Annotated in this window: 18 protein-coding genes and 1 tRNA gene; 9 read left to right on the top strand and 10 right to left on the bottom strand. The window is 74.0% G+C overall.

Annotation, left to right across the window (positions count from 1 at the left end):
• Positions 1–54: 54 nt before the first annotated feature.
• The 3 genes from IE321_RS19165 to IE321_RS19155 all read right to left on the bottom strand — a co-directional run bounded on the left by IE321_RS19165 (position 55) and on the right by IE321_RS19155 (position 2,545).
• Positions 55–771: a nucleotidyltransferase family protein gene (locus tag IE321_RS19165; RefSeq protein ID WP_190223825.1), complete on the bottom strand. Its 717-nt coding sequence runs from the start codon at positions 769–771 to the stop codon at positions 55–57.
• Positions 772–817: 46 nt separating this feature from the next.
• Positions 818–1,234 (bottom strand): hypothetical protein, encoded by a 417-nt coding sequence (locus IE321_RS19160; RefSeq protein WP_043226163.1) that lies wholly within the window; start codon positions 1,232–1,234, stop codon positions 818–820.
• A gap of 213 nt (positions 1,235–1,447) precedes the next feature.
• A complete protein-coding gene (locus tag IE321_RS19155) occupies positions 1,448–2,545 on the bottom strand; it encodes an ABC transporter ATP-binding protein (protein WP_043226162.1) in 1,098 nt (365 codons plus the stop codon).
• A gap of 266 nt (positions 2,546–2,811) precedes the next feature.
• On the opposite strand from IE321_RS19155, the gene IE321_RS19150 reads away from it, so the two are divergent.
• Together IE321_RS19150 and IE321_RS19145 are read left to right on the top strand one after the other, a co-directional pair.
• Positions 2,812–2,885 (top strand) — tRNA-Thr (locus IE321_RS19150).
• Positions 2,886–2,989: 104 nt separating this feature from the next.
• A complete protein-coding gene (locus tag IE321_RS19145; RefSeq protein ID WP_190223824.1) occupies positions 2,990–4,732 on the top strand; it encodes an FG-GAP-like repeat-containing protein in 1,743 nt (580 codons plus the stop codon).
• A gap of 66 nt (positions 4,733–4,798) precedes the next feature.
• On the opposite strand, the gene IE321_RS19140 is transcribed toward IE321_RS19145, so the two are convergent.
• Positions 4,799–6,199 (bottom strand): NAD(P)/FAD-dependent oxidoreductase, encoded by a 1,401-nt coding sequence (locus tag IE321_RS19140; protein ID WP_043226161.1) that lies wholly within the window; start codon positions 6,197–6,199, stop codon positions 4,799–4,801.
• Positions 6,200–6,339: 140 nt separating this feature from the next.
• Between IE321_RS19140 and IE321_RS19135 the strand changes: the two genes are divergently transcribed.
• The 4 genes from IE321_RS19135 to IE321_RS19120 are packed head-to-tail and all read left to right on the top strand — an operon-like array spanning position 6,340 to position 8,825.
• Positions 6,340–7,068 carry a DsbA family protein gene (locus tag IE321_RS19135; protein WP_190223823.1) on the top strand — a complete coding sequence of 243 codons (729 nt, stop codon included), beginning with the start codon at positions 6,340–6,342 and terminating at the stop codon, positions 7,066–7,068.
• A gap of 10 nt (positions 7,069–7,078) precedes the next feature.
• Positions 7,079–7,966, top strand: coding sequence for an aminoglycoside phosphotransferase family protein (locus tag IE321_RS19130; protein ID WP_190223822.1), 888 nt, complete (start codon positions 7,079–7,081; stop codon positions 7,964–7,966).
• Between the two features lie 4 nt (positions 7,967–7,970).
• The gene (locus IE321_RS19125) at positions 7,971–8,453 is read left to right on the top strand and encodes a GNAT family N-acetyltransferase (RefSeq protein WP_190223821.1); all 483 of its coding nucleotides are present in this window, start codon (positions 7,971–7,973) and stop codon (positions 8,451–8,453) included.
• A gap of 9 nt (positions 8,454–8,462) precedes the next feature.
• Positions 8,463–8,825 carry a hypothetical protein gene (locus tag IE321_RS19120; protein ID WP_226652040.1) on the top strand — a complete coding sequence of 121 codons (363 nt, stop codon included), beginning with the start codon at positions 8,463–8,465 and terminating at the stop codon, positions 8,823–8,825.
• 6 nt (positions 8,826–8,831) lie between these two features.
• Here IE321_RS19120 and IE321_RS19115 read toward each other — a convergent pair whose 3' ends face one another.
• A complete protein-coding gene (locus IE321_RS19115; protein ID WP_190223820.1) occupies positions 8,832–9,830 on the bottom strand; it encodes a zinc-binding dehydrogenase in 999 nt (332 codons plus the stop codon).
• 126 nt (positions 9,831–9,956) lie between these two features.
• On the opposite strand from IE321_RS19115, the gene IE321_RS19110 reads away from it, so the two are divergent.
• Positions 9,957–10,613 (top strand): pentapeptide repeat-containing protein, encoded by a 657-nt coding sequence (locus IE321_RS19110; protein WP_190223819.1) that lies wholly within the window; start codon positions 9,957–9,959, stop codon positions 10,611–10,613.
• 13 nt (positions 10,614–10,626) lie between these two features.
• Here IE321_RS19110 and IE321_RS19105 read toward each other — a convergent pair whose 3' ends face one another.
• The 4 genes from IE321_RS19105 to IE321_RS19090 are packed head-to-tail and all read right to left on the bottom strand — an operon-like array spanning position 10,627 to position 14,185.
• Complete coding sequence (locus IE321_RS19105; protein ID WP_190223818.1) at positions 10,627–11,127, bottom strand: hypothetical protein; 501 nt, start codon at positions 11,125–11,127, stop codon at positions 10,627–10,629.
• Positions 11,128–11,155: 28 nt separating this feature from the next.
• Entirely contained in the window at positions 11,156–12,370 is a 1,215-nt protein-coding gene (locus IE321_RS19100) for an FAD-dependent monooxygenase (RefSeq protein WP_190223829.1), read from the bottom strand.
• A 58-nt stretch (positions 12,371–12,428) separates the two neighbouring features.
• Positions 12,429–13,049, bottom strand: a complete 621-nt coding sequence (locus tag IE321_RS19095; RefSeq protein ID WP_190223817.1) for a response regulator — start codon at positions 13,047–13,049, stop codon at positions 12,429–12,431.
• Positions 13,046–14,185, bottom strand: coding sequence for a sensor histidine kinase (locus tag IE321_RS19090; RefSeq protein WP_190223828.1), 1,140 nt, complete (start codon positions 14,183–14,185; stop codon positions 13,046–13,048). Before IE321_RS19090 ends, IE321_RS19095 begins: the two co-directional genes overlap by 4 nt.
• Before the next feature lie 436 nt (positions 14,186–14,621).
• Here IE321_RS19090 and IE321_RS19085 point away from each other — a divergent pair, with 436 nt between their 5' ends.
• Positions 14,622–15,164, top strand: a complete 543-nt coding sequence (locus IE321_RS19085) for a GlcG/HbpS family heme-binding protein (protein ID WP_043226153.1) — start codon at positions 14,622–14,624, stop codon at positions 15,162–15,164.
• Positions 15,165–15,412: 248 nt separating this feature from the next.
• Positions 15,413–16,831, top strand: coding sequence for a M1 family metallopeptidase (locus IE321_RS19080; protein ID WP_190223816.1), 1,419 nt, complete (start codon positions 15,413–15,415; stop codon positions 16,829–16,831).
• On the opposite strand, the gene IE321_RS19075 is transcribed toward IE321_RS19080, so the two are convergent.
• Positions 16,828–17,391, bottom strand: a complete 564-nt coding sequence (locus IE321_RS19075; protein ID WP_190223815.1) for a GNAT family N-acetyltransferase — start codon at positions 17,389–17,391, stop codon at positions 16,828–16,830. The genes IE321_RS19080 and IE321_RS19075 overlap by 4 nt on opposite strands.
• Positions 17,392–17,446 lie beyond the last annotated feature (55 nt).

Below are 17,446 nucleotides of genomic sequence, written 5' to 3'. Positions count from 1 at the left end.
AGGCGGCACCGTCCCCCACGGGACGGTGCCGCCTCTCTCGTGCGCCGCGGGCCGTCAGTGGCCCTGCGCGGCGAGCTCCTTCGCGGCCTCCGTCAGGTCCTTGGCGGTGTCGATGGCCCTCCAGTAGGCCCCCTGGGGCAGCGGGAAGCCCGCCAGGCGCTTCTCGCGGGCGAGCCGGGGGAAGGTGGTCCGCTCGTGGTCCCCGAGGTCGGGCAGGAGCGCCGTGAAGGCGGGCGAGAAGACGTACACGCCGGCGTTGATGAGGAACGGCGACGGAGGGGCCTCGACGAAGTCGGTGATGTGGCCGAAGGTGTCGGTTTCGACGGCGCCCCACGGGATGCGGGGGCGGGCCAGGGCGAGCGTGGCGGTGGCGTCCCGCTCGTCGTGGAAGGCGGCCATCTCGCGCAGCGAGAAGCGGGTCCAGATGTCGCCGTTGGTGGCGTACCAGGGCCGGTCCGGGTCGGGCAGGTGCGCGGCGGCGTACTTGAGGCCGCCGCCGCGGCCGAGCGGTTCGGTCTCGACGACCGTGGTCACCTTGAGGGGGAGGTCGGCCTCCTCCAGCCACTCCTGGAGGACCTCGGCGAGGTGGCCGCACGAGACGACGGCGTCGGTCACGCCCTCGGCGGCCAGCCAGGACAGCTGATGGCCGATGATCGGGGTCCCGGTGCCCGGGATCTCGACCATCGGCTTGGGGCGGTCGTCGGTGTAGGGGCGCAGCCGGGAGCCCTGGCCGCCCGCCAGGACCACGGCCTGCGTCGGAGTGGTGTGCATACGGGGAACGATAGGTGCCCCGCGGGCGCGGGCGGGGTGACCGCGCTCAGCTCGTCGCGCGCATCACGCCGGTCGCGTACGCGGTGTCGCAGACCGGGCGGGAGAAGGCCTGGGCGCGGGAGGGGCCGTAGTGCTCGACGGCGGCGCGGCCGAGGGCGCGGGCGATCGACACGCAGTGCTCGGCGAGCGAGGGGCGGTTCTCCACCTCGCGCTGGAGGTGGGTGAGGGCGACGCCCGGGTCCTTCTCCTGGAGTTCGGCGAGGAGCCGGTCGCGCAGGACGTCCTGCGGGGCGCGCGACTTGGCGCGGGTGGAGACGTCCGCGGAGGACGCGGTCAGCATCTGGCCGTCGGAGTCCTGGCCGGCCCACGGGACGGCGGACACCGCGAGCGTTCCCGACAGGACCAGGACGACGGGCAGGACGAGGGCGAGGGAGCGGCCGATTCGGCGGGCAGTGTGCGTCACGCAGGCGAGCGTAGCGGGCGGTAGTGATATGGCGACATTTAGTCACTCTCGCGAGGGACGGTTCGACGCGGCTTTTCGATTCCCGTGTTGACGCGGGCCTCCGGGGAGGGCCCCGAATGCCGGGGTTTTCCGGGGTAAGCCCGTTTAAACGAACGACCCCGCGTCCGCAAGGGACACGGGGCCGTTCGCCACGGGCCGTTTCCGGCCCGGGACTCACTCGCTGATGCGCTGCTCCGTGGACTTGGAGAAGACGTGCAGCTCGCCGGCGCGCGGGACGACGTGGAGCGTGGAGCCCTTGGCGGGGATCTCACGGCCGCCGACGCGGATGACGATGTCCTTGTCCTCGCCGCCGACGCGGGTCGAGCCGTAGACGAAGCCGTCGGAGCCGAGCTCCTCGACGACGTTGACCGTCACGGCCACGCCGTCCTTGCTCGTCGGGCCCGAGACGTCGAAGTGCTCGGGGCGGACGCCGACGACGACGGTGGTGTCGCCGTTGGCGGCGGCGGTGGCGAGGGCGTCACGGGAGACCGGGACGACGCTGTTGCCGAACTTCACGCCGCCCTCGGTGATCGGGACCTCGATCAGGTTCATCGCGGGGGAGCCGATGAAGCCGGCGACGAAGAGGTTGGCGGGCCGGTCGTACATGTTGCGCGGGGTGTCGACCTGCTGGAGCAGACCGTCCTTCAGCACGGCGACGCGGTCGCCCATGGTGAGGGCCTCGGTCTGGTCGTGGGTGACGTAGACCGTGGTGATGCCGAGGCGGCGCTGGAGGCCGGCGATCTGCGTACGGGTCGAGACGCGGAGCTTGGCGTCGAGGTTCGACAGCGGCTCGTCCATGAGGAAGACCTGCGGCTCGCGGACGATGGCGCGGCCCATGGCGACGCGCTGGCGCTGGCCGCCGGAGAGCGCCTTCGGCTTGCGGTCGAGGTACTCGGTGAGGTCGAGGATCTTCGCGGCCTCTTCGACCTTGGCGCGGATCTCGGCCTTGTTGACGCCGGCGATCTTGAGCGCGAAGCCCATGTTGTCGGCGACGCTCATGTGCGGGTACAGCGCGTAGTTCTGGAACACCATGGCGATGTCCCGGTCCTTCGGCGGCAGGTGCGTGACGTCGCGGTCGCCGATGCGGATCGCGCCCGCGTTGACGTCCTCCAGGCCGGCGAGCATGCGCAGCGAGGTCGACTTGCCACAGCCCGAGGGACCGACGAGGACGAGGAACTCGCCGTCCGCGATCTCGATGTCGAGCTGGTTGACGGAGGGCTTGGTGGCACCCGGGTAGATGCGGGTCGCCTTGTCGAAAGTGACGGAAGCCATGGTGATGTGTCCCTTCACCGGCAGGAACGTGCCGGACGATCCGAGTAAAGGAAGGATTGAGGTCTAGTCCACCAGGGTGAACTCCGCTCGACGCTACCCCGACGCCGTCCGGTCTGTCAGTAGTCGCAGACGAAGAGATTTCCGACGCCCGTTCAGACGGCCCGGCGGGGGGCCGGCGAACGGGCCGGAGCGGATCCGAAGTTCCTCGTGGCGGCCGGGGGCCGCTGTGTAGAGTGGGCCACGCGCGCGTGGTCGCGTGCGCGCCCGCCGCCTTAGCTCAGTTGGCTAGAGCGCTTGACTTGTAATCTTGAGGTCGTCGGTTCGATTCCGACAGGCGGCTCCGTACCACGAAGGCCCCGACCCCCCGCGAGGGGGCCGGGGCCTTCGCGGTACCGTTCGGCGCGCGCACCAGGGGGTGCCGCGATGCACAGGGGGCTGAAACGCTTGCGAAGAATCGTTGCGTTCGGTGGGGCCGTCGTCATGCTGGCGGCGGGAGTGGTGGGCGGGGCCTCGGCGGCCTCCGCGGCCACGCAGGAACTGATCGACTTCACGGTCGTGAACCGGGTGCTCCAGCCCGGGGTGGGCTGGGCCGAGCTGGGGCCGACCGGCCTCACGTACGGCGGTGACGAGGAGGGCTCCGACTCGTTCGACGGGACGCTCGTCTACGCCCTGAGCAAGGCGCCGCTGACCGACGCCTCCTGGGCGAAGGGCGGCCTGCCGGCGGGGCTGAGCCTCGACAGCGAGAACAGCACCTGCTCGCCCGGCTCGGCGACCGGGATCTACCTCTGCCCGATCACGGACGAGAACGGGTGGACGGCGCTGGACATCGCCGCCGCCGAGTCCACCGCCCACGGCACCACGCTCCACTACGGCGTGGTCTACGTCCCGCGCGGCGGTGACGTGGCGAAGGCCGTGAAGGAGGCCCAGACGGCGGGCTCGCTGACGGAGACCGGCTGGCGGGCCGCCCGCACGGTCACGGTGAAGTCCCTGGAGCACGTCTCCCAGAACACCGTGAAGTTCTCCACGCCGCAGGTGCCCGCGGGCGGCACGGCGACCCACAAGGTCACGGTGCACGCCGTCGACCGGGGCAAGCTGGAGATCGGGTTCGAGCCCGGCACCGGGATGCGGGACTGGGAGATGGACGAGGTGCCGGTGTACGTCACCGCCACCAGCGCCGGCTCCTCCGTCGCCCAGTGCGAGCACTACACCAGCTCCGTCTCCGAAGGCGCCGGACTGAGCTGCGACATCGACCCCGGCAGCGGTGGCCCGGTCGACGTCACCGTCTCCTACACGATGAAGGCCGCGTCCTCGACCGCCGCCTGGCGGATCAACACCTACGCGGCCTACAACGTCTACGACTGGGGCCTCGGCAACCCGGAGGCGTCGAGCGAGTTCGCGGTGCAGAGCTCCCGCGCGGTGCCGGCGCGCTTCGCGATGGTCTCCCGCGACAAGTCGGGCGTCCTGCGCTGGCACTACGGCACCGGCAAGGCGTCGTCGCCGTTCCGGGACTACGCCGAGAACGTGGGCACCGGCTGGCAGACCTACAACACGATCACCAAGCTCGCGCCGCTCACCGCTCAGGCCGGCGGCGGCGGGCTCGTCGCCCGGGACGCGTCCGGCGTCCTCTGGCACTACAAGACCACCGGCGCCTGGTACGAGCCCTTCGCGGCCCGCGTCAAGGTCGGCGGCGGCTGGCAGATCTACGACGCGCTCACCGGGGTCGGCGACGTCTCCGGCGACGGGAAGGCCGACCTGATCGCCCGGGACAAGACCGGCGTGCTCTGGCTCTACCAGGGCAACGGCGCCGGCGGGTTCGCCGGGCGCGTCAAGGTCGGCGCGGGCTGGCAGGCGTACAACCAGATCACCGGCTCCGGCGACCTCGACGGCGACGGCAAGGCCGATCTGATCGCCCGTGACAAGACCGGCGTCCTGTGGTCCTACAAGGGATCCGGCAAGGCGGCCGGACCCTTCGGGGCCCGCGTCAAGGTCGGCGGCGGCTGGCAGGTCTACCCGATGGTGGTGGCGCCGGGCGACCTGAACGACGACGGCCGGGCGGACCTGGTCGGCCGGGACACGACCGGCAAGGTCTACCTGTACCGGGGCACCGGCAAGCTGGCCGGGCCCTACTCGGCCCGGAGCGCGATCGGGGTGGCGGACCTGCCGTCCTCGGTGAACCTGCTGTTCTGAGCCGTCACGCGAGAAGGCCCCGCGCCCCGGAGGGTGCGGGGCCTTTCCCGTGCCCGGGGGCGGTCGTCAGCGGCCCGCGATCCGGTTCGCCCAGACCGCGACGCGGTCCGTCGTCGCCGTGTGGCCGACGGCCTCGCGGTGGTCGGCGCCCCGGAAGGCGGCGTACATGGTCTGGACGCCGAGCCAGCGGAAGGGCTCCGGTTCCCACTTGCGGACCTTGTGGTTCACCCAGGGGAGGGTGGTGAGGTCCGTGGGGCCCGCCTGCCCGGAGTCCTGCTGGATGAGGTCGCGCAGGGTGCGGGCGGCGAGGTTGGTGGTGGCGACGCCGGAGCCGACGTAGCCGCCGGCCCAGCCGATGCCGGTGGAGCGGTCGAGGGTCGCGGTGGCGCACCAGTCGCGGGGGACGCCGAGGACGCCCGACCAGGCGTGGTCGATGCCGACGCCGGCGAGCTGCGGGAAGAAGCGGACGAGGATCTCGCGGAGCGCCTCGATCGTCTGCGGCTGGGTGCGGCCGTCGTTGTCGGTCTTCGAGCCGTAGCGGTAGGGGACGCCCCGGCCGCCGAGGGCGATCCGGCCGTCGGCGGTGCGCTGCGCGTACATGTAGGCGTGGGCCATGTCGCCGAGGGTCTCCAGGCCGTTCCAGCCGATCGACTCCCACTGGGCGTCCGTCAGCGGCTCGGTGGCGATCATCGAGGAGTTCATGGGGAGCCAGGTGCGGCGCTGGCCGGCCAGGGAGGCGGTGAAGCCCTCGGTGCAGCGCAGCACGTACGGGGCGCGGACCGTGCCGTACGGGGTGACGGCGTGCTTGGGCCTGATCTCGGTGACCGGGGTCGACTCGTGGATCGTCACCCCGAGCGCCTCGACGGCGGCGCGCAGGCCGTGGACCAGCTTCACCGGGTGGAGGCGGGCGCCGTGCGGGGTCCAGGAGGAGCCGACGGCGCCGGCGACGCGGATCCGCTCGGCGGTCTCGCGGGCGCCGTGGATCTCGCGGTCGGTCTCGCCGAAGGCGTGCTCGACGGCGTGGAACTCCTTGAGGCGGGCCAGCTGGGCGGGGGAGAGCGCGACCTCCAGGACGCCGCCGCGGTGCTGGTCGGCCTCGATCTTCTCGGCGTCGAGCACGTCGAGGACCTCGGTGACGGTGGCGTTCATCGCCTGCTGGAGGCGGACGGCGGCGTCGTGGCCGTGGAGTTTGGCGTAGCGGTCGCGGCCGGCGATGCCGTTGTAGAGCCAGCCGCCGTTGCGGCCGGAGGCGCCGTAGCCGCAGAAGCGGGCCTCCAGGACGACGATGTCGAGGAAGGGCGCCGCCTTCTTCAGGTAGTAGGCGGTCCACAGGCCGGTGTAGCCGCCGCCGACGACGCAGACGTCGGCGGTCCGGTCGCCGGGGAGCGGTTCGCGGGGTTCGGGCAGGCCCTCCTGCGCGAACCAGAACGAGATGCCGCCGTTGACCGTGCCCGTACTGCTGTTCATGCCTGTCCCTCTTCCGGTGCGTGGCGGGAGGGTACCGGGGGCGTTGGTCCTCTGGATACGGGTCTTTCGGCGGGCGGTGGCGGGCGGGCGCGCGCCTAGGTTCGGGAGTGCGGATTTCGTCGCTTCGGAAGGATCCCCCCATGTCTGTGCGCAGGACTCGGCGCGCCCTCGCCGCCGCGGTCGCCGCGGGCCTCATCGGCCTTGCCGCCGTGGGGTGTTCGTCGGACGGCGGCGCGGACGCCGGTCCGGCCGGGAAGGTCGCGGAGGCGCCGCCGGCGCACGCGGGGACGCTCCGCGTGCTGCCGTCGGCGGTGCGGGATACGAAGATCGTCGTCGGCGCGGCGGACGCCCCGCACACCGTGACCGTGTACGCGGACCCGCGCTGCCCGTACTGCGCGAAGTTCGAGGCGAGCGGCGGCACGGTGCTGGCCGAGCGGGCCGCGAGGGGCGAGCTGAGGATCGAGTACGGCATCGCCTCCTTCCTCGACGCGCGCACCGGCGGCACGGCGTCGGCGCGGGCGGCGAACGCGCTGAGGGCGGCCGCGGAGGAGGGCCCGGGGAAGTTCGCGGCCTTCCAGGCGGCGCTGTTCGCCTCGCAGCCGGCCGACGAGTCGAAGGACGCCTTCACCGCCGACCACCTGCTGCGGATCGCGGACCGGGTGGACGGGCTGCGGGGCGACGCCTTCGACCGGGCGGTGCGGGACGGGACGCACGCGGCGTGGGTGGCGGACGCGGAGAAGGCGTTCGAGGACTCGGGCGTCGGCGGCACCCCGTCGGTGCTGGTGGACGGGAAGGCGCTGGACGGCGGCGCCGGACTGTACGACGCGGACGCGTTCGGGAGGCTGCTGGACGGCGCGCTGGGATCGTAGGCTCGGCCGGGTGATCCACGTACCCGAGGAACTCGCGGCCAGCCAGGCGAAGTACAACGGAGAGGCGGGGCGGGCGTTCGTCGCCGCCCTGCCCGGGCGGGCCGAGGACTTCCTCGGCCGGTGGGGGCTGAGACTCGCCGGGCCCTCGATGCACGGCGTGGCGTCGCTGGTGCTGCCGGTGGAGCGGGCGGACGGCACGCCCGCGGCACTGAAGCTCCAGCTCCTCGACGAGGAGTCCGAGGGCGAGCCGGTCGCGCTGCGCGCCTGGGCGGGCTCGGGGGCCGTGCACCTCCTGGAGCACGATCCGGAGACGGGTGCGATGCTCCTCGAACGGGCCGACCACACCCGGCACCTGTCCCGGCTCGGGGACGAGCGGGAGGCCGTCCGGATCCTCGCCGGGCTGCTCGCCCGGCTGTCGGCGCACCCGGCGCCGGCCGGGCTGCGGCGGCTCGACGCGATCGCCGCCGCCATGCTCGCCGAGGTGCCCGGCGCGGCCGCCCGGCTGGGGGCCGAGGACGCTGCGCTGCTCGCGGACTGCGCCGCCGCCGTACGGGAGGTGGCGGGCGAGCCGGGCGACCGGCTGCTCCACTGGGACCTGCACTACGACAACGTGCTGGGCGCGGAGCGCGAGCCGTGGCTGGCCATCGACCCGAAGCCGCTCGCGGGCGATCCGGGCTTCGAGCTGCTGCCCGCCCTGACCGATCTGGGGAACCCGGACCCGGCCGGGTTCCGGTGGCGCTTCGACCTCCTCACCGAGCGGCTGGGGCTCGACCGGGAGCGGGCCCTGGCGTGGACGCTGGGGCGGGTGCTCCAGAACGGGCTGTGGGACGTCGAGGACGGCGAGCCCGCGCTCGACGCCCGCCAGGTGGTCATCGCCCGGGCGCTGCTGGCACGCTGACTCCATGATCCGTACCGCCACCCCCGCCGACGTGCCCGTCGTCCACGCCCTGATTCGCGAGCTCGCGGAGTACGAGAAGGCCCTCGACGAGGCCCGCGCCACTCCGGAGCAGCTCCACGAGGCGCTCTTCGGCGAGCGGCCCGCCGCCTACGCCCACATCGCCGAGAACGAGGCGGGCGAGCCCGTCGGCTTCGCGCTGTGGTTCCTCAACTTCTCGACCTGGCGCGGGGTCCACGGCATCTACCTGGAGGACCTGTACGTCCGTCCGGAGGCGCGCGGCGGCGGCCACGGCAAGGCGCTCCTGACCGAGCTGGCCCGGATCTGCGTGGAGCGCGGCTACGAGCGCCTGGAGTGGTCGGTGCTGAACTGGAACACGCCCTCGATCGCCTTCTACGAGGCCCTGGGGGCCCGCCCGCAGGACGAGTGGACGGTCTACCGGCTGACGGACGGGGCCCTGGCGGCGCTGGGCGCCCCGGCGGGGGTGTAGGAAGTCCCCATGTGCAACGACCACAGCAACCACGACGACGACATGGGCGTCGAGGCCCGGTTCCGGCGGATCACCGACTTCGTCGAGGCCCGCCTGACCCCGCTCTTCGACCCGGCCAACGGCAGCGACCACGGCTTCGGGATGGACGACACCTCCCGCGCCCTGCGGGCGCTGCGCTACACGGTGCAGGCCGCCTCGCAGGTCACCGGTCTGGTGGAGAAGCGGGAGACGGCGCCGGAGCTGCGCCAGGTGGTGGAGCAGGCGCTGGAGCACAACTGGGACGCGCTGCGCTCCATCGCCCGGATGTGGGAGGACCACGAGGACTTCCGCAAGGAGTTCAAGGCGCACTCCTGGGACGTGCTCGGCGTCTGAGCCGCCTCACGGGACCAGGACCACCTTGCCCATCGTGCCCCGGGTCTCCAGGGCGCGGTGGGCCTTCGCCGCTTCGGCGAGGGGGAAGCGGTGGACGGCGGGGCGCAGGGTGCCGTCGGAGGCGGCGGCGAGGGCGGCGAGTTCGAGGTTCCGGACGTCGCCGCCGGCCTTCTGGATCATGACGGGGCCGAGGACGGAGCCGGAGGTGATGCCCCGTTCGGCGAGTTCCGCCCCGGTGAAGGTGAGGGCCTCGCCGTCGTGGAGTCCGGTGCTGGACCAGCCGAAGACGAGGTGCTGTCCGCCCCGGCCGAGGAGGTCGACGGCGGCGCGTCCGGTGGCGCCGCCGACGGAGTCGAAGACGACGGTGGCGGCGCGGTCGCCGAGGAAGGCGCGGACCTCGTCGGGCCAGTCGGGGCGGGTGTAGTCGACGGCGAGGTCGGCGCCGTTCGCGCGGACGCGGGCGACCTTGGCGGGGCCGCCGGCGAGGCCGACGACGGTGGCGCCGGCGTTCTTCGCGTACTGGACGAGGAGGGTGCCGATGCCGCCGGCGGCGGCGGGCACGATCGCGACCGACTCCGGGCCGAGCGAGGTGAACTGGAGGATGCCGAGGGTGGTGCGGCCGGTGCCGATCATGGCGACGGCCTCGGCCTCGCCGAGGTGGTCGGGGAGTTCGTGGAGCCGGGCGGCGTCGGTGACGGCGCGTTCGGCGTAGCCGCCGGGGTTCATGCCGAGGTGGGCGACGACGCGCTTGCCGAGCCAGGACGGGTCGGTGCCCTCGCCGAGGGCGTCGACGGTGCCGGCGACCTCGCGGCCGGGGACGGTGGGGAGTTCCGCGGGGGCGGGGAAGGGGCCGGGCAGGCCCTCCCGGAGGGCGGTGTCGAGGAGGTGGACGCCGGCGGCGGCGACCGCCACCCGGACCTGGCCGGGGCCGGGCACGGGGTCGGCGACCTCCTCGAGGGTGAGGTTCTCGGCGGGTCCGAAGGCGTGGAGACGAACGGCGTGCATGGCGGTTCCCCTGTCGTCGCGTGGTCGTCGTGCGGTGCTCGGCGAGCGGCCGCGCCCCCAGACTCGTACCTCGACCTTGCTTGAGGTCAAGGGCGGTCTGTCAGTGGCGTGGGCCACGATGGGGGCATGAAGCGAACGACCAAGGCGCCCCGCCGGGTGGAGCTGCGCCTCCCGCCCCTGGAGCCGTACGAGGGCGGGCTCGCGCCCGACGGGGACTACGACGGCTTGGAGCTGACCGGGCTCGATCTGGCGGGCGCCTCGGGGGAGGGAGCCCGCTTCCTGGACTGCGCGGTCCGCGAGTGCGCGCTCGACGAGGCGCGGCTGACCGGCGCGCGGTTCCTGGACTCGCGCCTGGAGGCGGTGCGCGGCGTGGGCACCGACCTGTCGCGGGTGCAGCTGCGGGACGCGGAGCTCGTGGACGCGCGGTTCGGGGGGACGCAGTTTCACGGCTCGGTGTGGGAGCGGGTCCTGGTCCGGGGCGGCAAGTGGGACTACCCGAACCTGCGCTCCGCCACCCTGCGGGACGTGACCTTCGAGGGCTGCGTCCTGGTGGAGCCGGACTTCGGCGGGGCGAAGCTGGAGCGGGTCGCCTTCGTGGACTGCGAGCTGATCGGGGCGGACTTCTCCGGGGCGAAGCTGACCGACGCGGACCTGCGGGGGGTGCGCCGGCTGGAGATCGCCCGCGGGGTGGAGTCCCTGGCGGGCGCGGTGATCTCCTCCGCGCAGCTGCTCGACCTGGCTCCGGTCCTCGCGGCCCGGCTGGGGGTGCGGGTGGAGGACTGAGCGCCTCCCGGCGCTACCTGACGCGGGGGAAGCGGGCCTGGAGGTCCCAGACGGCCGGGTTGTCGGCCAGGCCCTCGTGCATGTCCGTGAGGTCGGCGATCAGATCGTGCAGGAAGTCGCGGGCCTCGCGGCGCAGTTCGGCGTGCGAGAAGGTGAGCGGCGCCTCGTCGCCGGGCATCCAGTCGGACTCGACGTCGACCCAGCCGAAGCGGCGCTCGAAGAGCATCCGGTCCGAGGACTCGGTGAAGTCCAGCTCGGCGTGCTGGGGGCGGGAGGCCCGGCTGCCCCGCGGGTCCCGGTCGAGCTGCTCGACGATGTCGCAGAGCGCCCACGCGAAGTCGAGGACGGGCACCCATCCCCAGGCTGTGGACACCTCGCGGTCCTGCTTGGTGTCCGCGAGGTAGACGTCGCCGCAGAACAGGTCGTGGCGCAGGGCGTGGACGTCCGCCCGCCGGTAGTCGGTCTGCGGGGGGTCGGGGAAGCGCCGGGAGAGGGAGTAGCCGATGTCGAGCACGCCCCGATGGTGTCACGCCCCGCCGCGGTCAGGCGCGGTGGACCGCCCGGGCGACCCGCGGGCCCAGCCAGCGCTTGAGGCGGCGCAGCGACTCCAGACGGCCGACGGCGCGGTCGACGCGGTAGTAGAGCTGCGGCGGCACGTACGGCAGCAGCGGGGAGTGGCGCTGGCCGAGGAGCGCGAACATCCGGTCCGGCGCCAGGGCCATGTAGCGGGGCAGGTTCTCGTACCAGCGCGCGCTGAGCCGGGCCGCGCTCTGCGCCGAGACGAGGGCGGCGCGGCGCCGCCTGCCGTACGCGGCGAGGGCGGCGTCGAGGGAGGCGGGGTCGCCGGGGCGGTCGCGCAGGGCCTCGGCGAGCGCGAGGGCGTCCTCCAGGGCGAGGGTGGTGCCGGCGCCGATCGAGTAGTGCGTGGTGTGGGCGGCGTCGCCGAGCAGCACGGTCCTGCCGCGGTGCCAGACCCGGGTGGTGAGGGTGCGGAAGCGCAGCCACTGGGCGGGTTCGGCGCCCCGGTCGCGGCCGATCAGCTCGTGCCCGTCGAGGAGGTCGTGGAAGAGCTTCTCCAGGAGCGCCAGGCAGTCGGCCTCCGCCATGGTGTCCAGGCCGAGGCCGGTCCAGGTGGCGGGGGCGCACTCGACGACGCAGGTGGAGCGCTCGCCGCTGAAGCCGTAGGCGTAGCACCAGATCCAGCCGTGCGCGGTCTCTTTGAAGGCGAAGCTGAAGGAGTCGAAGACCTTGGTGGTGCCGAGCCAGATGTAGGGGTTGCCGCCGGTGGCGAAGGCGCTGCCGTAGTGGTCGGGGTGCGCCTCGCGCAGGGCGCTGTGGACGCCGTCGGCGGCGACGACCAGGTTCGCGTCGGCCAGCTCGGGGGCGTCCGGGCCGTCGACCGGGTGCTCGTACACGACCTCGACGCCCAGTTCCCCGGCCCGGTCGGCGAGCAGGCCGAGCATCCGGCGGCGGCCGATGCCGAAGCCGGCGTCGCCGCGGTGCACGGTCCGCTCGTCGCGGACGATCGCCAGCCCGTCGGTCCAGGTCACCGAGGCGTCGGCGACGGCGGCGGCGGACTCCGGGTCACCGGCCCGCAGCTTGTCGAGGAGCCCCGCCCAGTAGGTGACGCCCCAGCCGTACGTGGAGCCGGCCGCGTTCCGCTCGTACACGACGATCTCGTGGGAGGGGTCCTGCCGCTTGAGCAGGATCGAGAGGTAGAGGCCGGCGGGCCCGCCACCGACGACGGCGATCTTCACGTGCGCTCCCACGGAGACATGACACTGTGCGCTGGAACAGTGGCGCACAGTAGCAGTCTCAGGGGAGCAGTCGCCGTTCCTTCGCGACCGCCACGGCACCGGCCCGCGTGTCGACGCCGAGCTTGGCGTAGATCCGGCCGAGGTGGGTCTTGACGGTGGCCTCGCTGATGAAGAGCGCCCGGGCGATCTCCTTGTTGCCGAGGCCGTGCGCCAGCTGGCCGAGGATGTCCCGCTCCCGGTCGGTGAGGGACGGGCCGGCGGCGCCGCGCATCCGGTCCATGACCCGGCTCGCGACCGGCGGGGAGAGCGCGGTGCGGCCCTGGGCGGCGGAGTGGATCGCGGCGAACAGCTCCTCCGGCCGCTCGGCCTTCAGGAGGTAGCCGGTCGCGCCCGCCTCGATGGCCCGGGTGATGTCGGCGTCCGTGTCGTAGGTGGTGAGGACGAGGACGTGCACGCCGGTCGGCGCGATCCGGCGGGTCGCCTCCACGCCGTCGATCCCGGCGCCGAGCTGGAGGTCCATCAGGACCACGTCCGGCTTCAGCTTCGCGGCCATCGCGACGGCCTCCTCACCGCTGCCGGCCTCCCCGACGACCTCGATGTCGGGGGTGCTGCCCAGCAGGGCGAGCAGTCCGGCGCGGACGACGACGTGGTCGTCGCAGAGCAGGATGCGTACGGTCACGGGCCGGCCTCCGTCGGGGGTGCGAGGGGGGTGAGCGGGATGGCGGCGGAGAGCACGGTGCCCTCGCCGGGGGACGACTCCACCGTAAGCGTGCCGCCCAGCTGACGGGCCCGCACCCGCATCGCGGGCAGGCCGTGTCCCCGGACGCCCCCGTCGGCGCGGGACGCGGCCGGGTCGAAGCCGCTGCCGTCGTCGGCGACGTCCAGGACCACCTGGTCGTCGAGGTAGGTGAGGGTGATCGCGGCGGAGGTGGCGGCGGCGTGCTCCCGGATGTTGGCGAGCGCGCCCTGCGCGATCCGCAGCAGCGCCGACTGCGCCCGGTCCGGCAGCGGCACCGGCGTGCCGTCCACCCGGAAGTCCGCCGACTCGCGCTCGGCGAGCCCGCGCAGCGCCTGCTCCAGGCCGCCGCCCTCGGCGAGGTCGGCGGGGGCCAGGTCGTGCACGAAGCGGCGGGCCTCGGCGAGGTTCCGCTCGGCGATCGACTCGGCGGTCCGCACGTGCCGGCGGGCCGCGCCCGGGTCGCTCTCCCAGGTCAGGTCGGCGGCCTGGAGCAGCATCTGCTGGCTCGACAGGCCCTGCGCGAGGGTGTCGTGGATCTCCATGGAGAGCCGCTGCCGCTCGGCGAGGGTGCCCTCGCGGCGCTCGATCGCGGCCAGTTCGCGGCGGGTGCGGATCAGGTCGTCGATGAGGGCGCGCTGCCGGGCGGCCTGCCGGTCCGCGTGCACGAAGACGCCGGTGGCGAGGGCGGCGACGGCCGGCGGGGCCACGATCAGGTTGGGGTCCCAGCCGCCGTGCGAGAGCTGGACCTGGGCGAAGACCACGAAGGCGGTCAGCAGGGCGACCAGACCGAGGGCGGCCTTGTGCGGCAGGGTCCGCAGGCCGGTGTAGAAGAGCGGGACCGCGCACCAGGCGAAGCTGGGCGCGAGGACCACGAGCACCACCCAGACGGCGACGACCGTGCACAGCCAGGCGATCCGGCGCGGCGTCGCCCGGGTGCCGAGGACCGGCCCCAGCAGGTAGAGGGCGGCGAGCGCGCCGGTGAGCGCGATGATCCAGGGGCTGCGGTCCTCCCACTCGTGGCGCAGCAGGAAGCGCGCCAGGGAGGCGCCGAGCAGCAGGAAGAACGCCACGTGCATGACGCGCGCCAGCCAGCCGGCGTCCGGGTCGTGACCGGACGGGGTGCCGGGCGCCCGCCCCCGCGACCCGGGCGGGTGCGGGGCCCGCGGGGTGTGCCGTGCGTGCCGGCCGGTCGGGTCCACCGTCTCGCCTCCTTCACGGGCAGGGCGCCCGGTGCCGCGCGGCCCTCCGGCCGCGCCGACCCGGGACGTCCGGGGCGGGCCGCTGCCGTCCGCCCGCGCTGACCTGGGTGTACGTATCCATGCTGACCCGCGGGGACCACGCGGGCATCAGCCGATCGGCTGACCCCGGCATCGTCCGGTGCGCGCCGCGAGGCCAGCCGGACCGTCGACCGTACGGGGGCGGGGGCGGACCCAGGATGGAGGCAGGGCGAAGGAACAGCCCTCCTCCACCCGGACCGGTCAGGTCCGCCCACGACCTCCTCGGGAGCCCACCATGAAGAAGAAGCTCGTTCTCGGCACCACCGTCGCCGCCGTCCTCGCCGCCGGCACCTTCGGCGCCGTCTCGGCGAACGCCTCCGCCCCGGCCGCCGCTCCCGCCGCCGTCGCCAAGGCGGACGCGGGCAACGACAACCTGCGCCAGACGACCCACCTGACGATCGAGGCCGCCACCGACGCCGCCGAGGCCGTCCTGGACGCCGCCGAGAAGGAGAACCAGCGCGTCTCCGTGGCCGTCGTGGACCGCAACGGCAACACCATCGTCACCCTGCGCGGCGACGGCGCCGGCCCGCAGTCCTACGAGTCGGCCGTGAAGAAGGCGTACACCGCCGTCTCCTGGAACGCCACGACCTCCGAGCTGGCCAAGCGCCTGGAGCAGGCCCCGAACCTGAAGGACATCCCGGGCACCCTCTTCCTCGGCGGCGGCGCCCCGGTGGCCGCCAACGGCGGCCCGATCGCGGGCATCGGCGTCGCGGGCGCCCCCTCCGGCGACCTGGACGAGAAGTTCGCCCAGGCCGGCGTCGCCGAGCTGGCGAAGTAAGGACCCGCGCCGGAGCGCACCGCGCCGGAGCGCACTCGCCCGGAGCGCACCGCGCCGGAGCGCACTCGCCCGGAGCGCACCGCCCCGGAGCCCATCAGCCCGGAGCGCACCCGCCCCGGAGCGACACCCCCCGCCGTGCGGCACTTGGTCACCCGTGGCGGGTACCCCGAGAGCCGGTGAGGGCGCCCGATTCCCCCCGACGGGCGCCCTCACCGTCACCTTCTGTCCGACTTGTCTAGGATCCTCATGTGACCCTCAGCAGCCGGACCGGACGGTCCCCGAGGGCCGCCGCCTCCCTGGCGGCGGCCCTCGCCGTGCTCGGACTCCTCGCCGGATGCACCCCGGCGACCAGCGGGGTGAAGGGCACCCCTGGCGCGGCCGGGCTGCGCGACCCGTACTTCCCCAAGCTGGGCAACGGCGGCTACGACGTCTCCCGCTACGCCCTCGACCTCGCCTACGACCCCGGCACCGGACGCCTCGACGGCACCGCGCGGATCACCGCCCGCGCCACCCAGGACCTCTCCGCCCTCAACCTCGACCTGTCCGGCCTCACCGTCGGCGCGGCGAGCGTCGACGGCGCGCCCGCCGCCGTCAGCCGCGCCGGGGACGAGCTGACCGTCCGGCCGCGCGACGAGCTGCCGCTGGGCCGCGAGTTCACCGTCACCGTCGACTACTCCGGGGTGCCCGAGCCGCTCACCGACGCCGACGGGTCGACCGAGGGCTGGCTGAGGAGCGACGACGGCGCCGTCGCGGTCGGCGAACCGGCCGGCTCCATGACCTGGTTCCCCGGCAACCACCACCCGTCCGACAAGGCCGTGTACGAGATCGCGCTGACCGCCCCCGGCGGCCTGACGGCGCTCTCCAACGGCGTCCGCGTCTCCTCCGGGAAGGTGTCCGGCGGCCGCGTCCGCACGGTCTGGCGCCAGTCCGAGCCGATGGCGAGCTACCTGGCCACCGTGATGATCGGCCGGTACGCGACCACCACCGGCACCGCGCTCGGCTCGGTCCCGGTCGTCACCGCCGTCGAGCCCGGGCTGGTCTCCGCCACCGCCGGGCTCCGCGCCGAACTCCCCGGCATCCTCGCCCGCCAGCAGGAACGCTTCGGCCCCTACCCCTTCGGCGCCGCCGGGGCCGTCGTCACCGCCGACGGACTCCTCGGCTACGCCCTGGAGACCCAGACCCGGCCCGTCTTCCCGGCCGGCTCCTTCGACCGCCCGACGCTCGTCCACGAACTGGCCCACCAGTGGTTCGGGAACTCCGTCACCCCCGAGACCTGGCGGGACATCTGGCTCAACGAGGGCTTCGCGACCTACGCCGAATGGCTGTACGCGGAGGAGTACGGCTCCGTGCCCGCCCGGCGGAGCTTCGAGACGGCCTTCGCCGAGGACGCCAACTGGGCCTTCCCGCCCGCCGACCCGCCCGCCGCCGAGAACCTCTTCGACCCGCCCGTCTACCAGCGCGGCGCCATGGTCCTGCACCGGCTGCGCGAGGCCGTCGGCGACGGGGTCTTCGACGAGCTGCTGCGCGGCTGGGCGGCCAAGTACCGGCACGCCAACGCCTCCACGGCGGACTTCACGGCCTACGCGGAGAGCGTCGCGGGCCGCGACCTGGACGACGAGGTGTGGGAGGTCTGGCTGTACGGCGACGGCCGGCCCGAGAAGCCCTAGGGGATGACCGGAGGGCCCGGAGGGTTCCGGGAGGGTTCCTGGAGGGCCTTCCTGAGGACCACGCACGGGCGCCCGTGCGCCAGGTCCGGGCGGCGCGCGGTCTCCTCGTACCCGAGGGCGGTCCAGAAGGCGAGGGCCGCCGGGTTGTTCTCCAGGACGGCGAGCCTGAGGCCCGCGCGGCCCGCGGCGCGGAAGCCGTCCTCGACGTGGCCGGCGAGGCGGCGGCCGAAGCCGGCGCGGCGCTCGTCGGCGTGGACCATCAGCAGGCCCAGCCACGGGTCGGGGTCGGCCGGGTCGGGGTGCAGGGCCAGGGTGACGGCGACGGCCACCAGACGGCCCTCGGAGCGGGCCAGCAGCACCTCGGCGGACGGCTGGGCGAGCTCCTCGGCCAGGGCGGCCGCGACCTGCTCGGGCCGTACGTCGTCCGGGTCCGGGAAGTCGCCGCTGAGCTGGTGGAACGCGTGGTTCGACGCGTACAGCGCGGTGAGTTCGGTGAGCAGCGGCCCGGGCAGCGCGGTGCCGTCCTCCAGGGCCCTGGGCGCGAGGGTCTCGACGATCACGCGGCCAGCGTAGCGACACGGCGGAGCCCCGGCGGGCGGACGCCCGGCCGGGGCT

The organism is Streptomyces hydrogenans, from assembly GCF_014656075.1.
Classification (GTDB): Bacteria; Actinomycetota; Actinomycetes; order Streptomycetales; family Streptomycetaceae; genus Streptomyces; species Streptomyces hydrogenans.
Note: the sequence above shows the minus strand (reverse complement) of the source record. Positions and strands in the feature narration are given on the sequence as shown.

What these genes read in the sequence shown, in the direction of transcription:
- IE321_RS19135 (WP_190223823.1), top strand. Translation starts at nt 6,340, where the DNA reads ATGTCTGTGCGCAGGACTCGGCGCGCCCTCGCCGCCGCGGTCGCCGCG.
- IE321_RS19140 (WP_043226161.1), bottom strand. Translation starts at nt 6,199, where the DNA reads ATGAACAGCAGTACGGGCACGGTCAACGGCGGCATCTCGTTCTGGTTC.
- IE321_RS19115 (WP_190223820.1), bottom strand. Translation starts at nt 9,830, where the DNA reads ATGCACGCCGTTCGTCTCCACGCCTTCGGACCCGCCGAGAACCTCACC.
- IE321_RS19155 (WP_043226162.1), bottom strand. Translation starts at nt 2,545, where the DNA reads ATGGCTTCCGTCACTTTCGACAAGGCGACCCGCATCTACCCGGGTGCC.
- IE321_RS19165 (WP_190223825.1), bottom strand. Translation starts at nt 771, where the DNA reads ATGCACACCACTCCGACGCAGGCCGTGGTCCTGGCGGGCGGCCAGGGC.
- IE321_RS19125 (WP_190223821.1), top strand. Translation starts at nt 7,971, where the DNA reads ATGATCCGTACCGCCACCCCCGCCGACGTGCCCGTCGTCCACGCCCTG.
- IE321_RS19090 (WP_190223828.1), bottom strand. Translation starts at nt 14,185, where the DNA reads ATGCACGTGGCGTTCTTCCTGCTGCTCGGCGCCTCCCTGGCGCGCTTC.
- IE321_RS19120 (WP_226652040.1), top strand. Translation starts at nt 8,463, where the DNA reads ATGTGCAACGACCACAGCAACCACGACGACGACATGGGCGTCGAGGCC.
- IE321_RS19110 (WP_190223819.1), top strand. Translation starts at nt 9,957, where the DNA reads ATGAAGCGAACGACCAAGGCGCCCCGCCGGGTGGAGCTGCGCCTCCCG.
- IE321_RS19085 (WP_043226153.1), top strand. Translation starts at nt 14,622, where the DNA reads ATGAAGAAGAAGCTCGTTCTCGGCACCACCGTCGCCGCCGTCCTCGCC.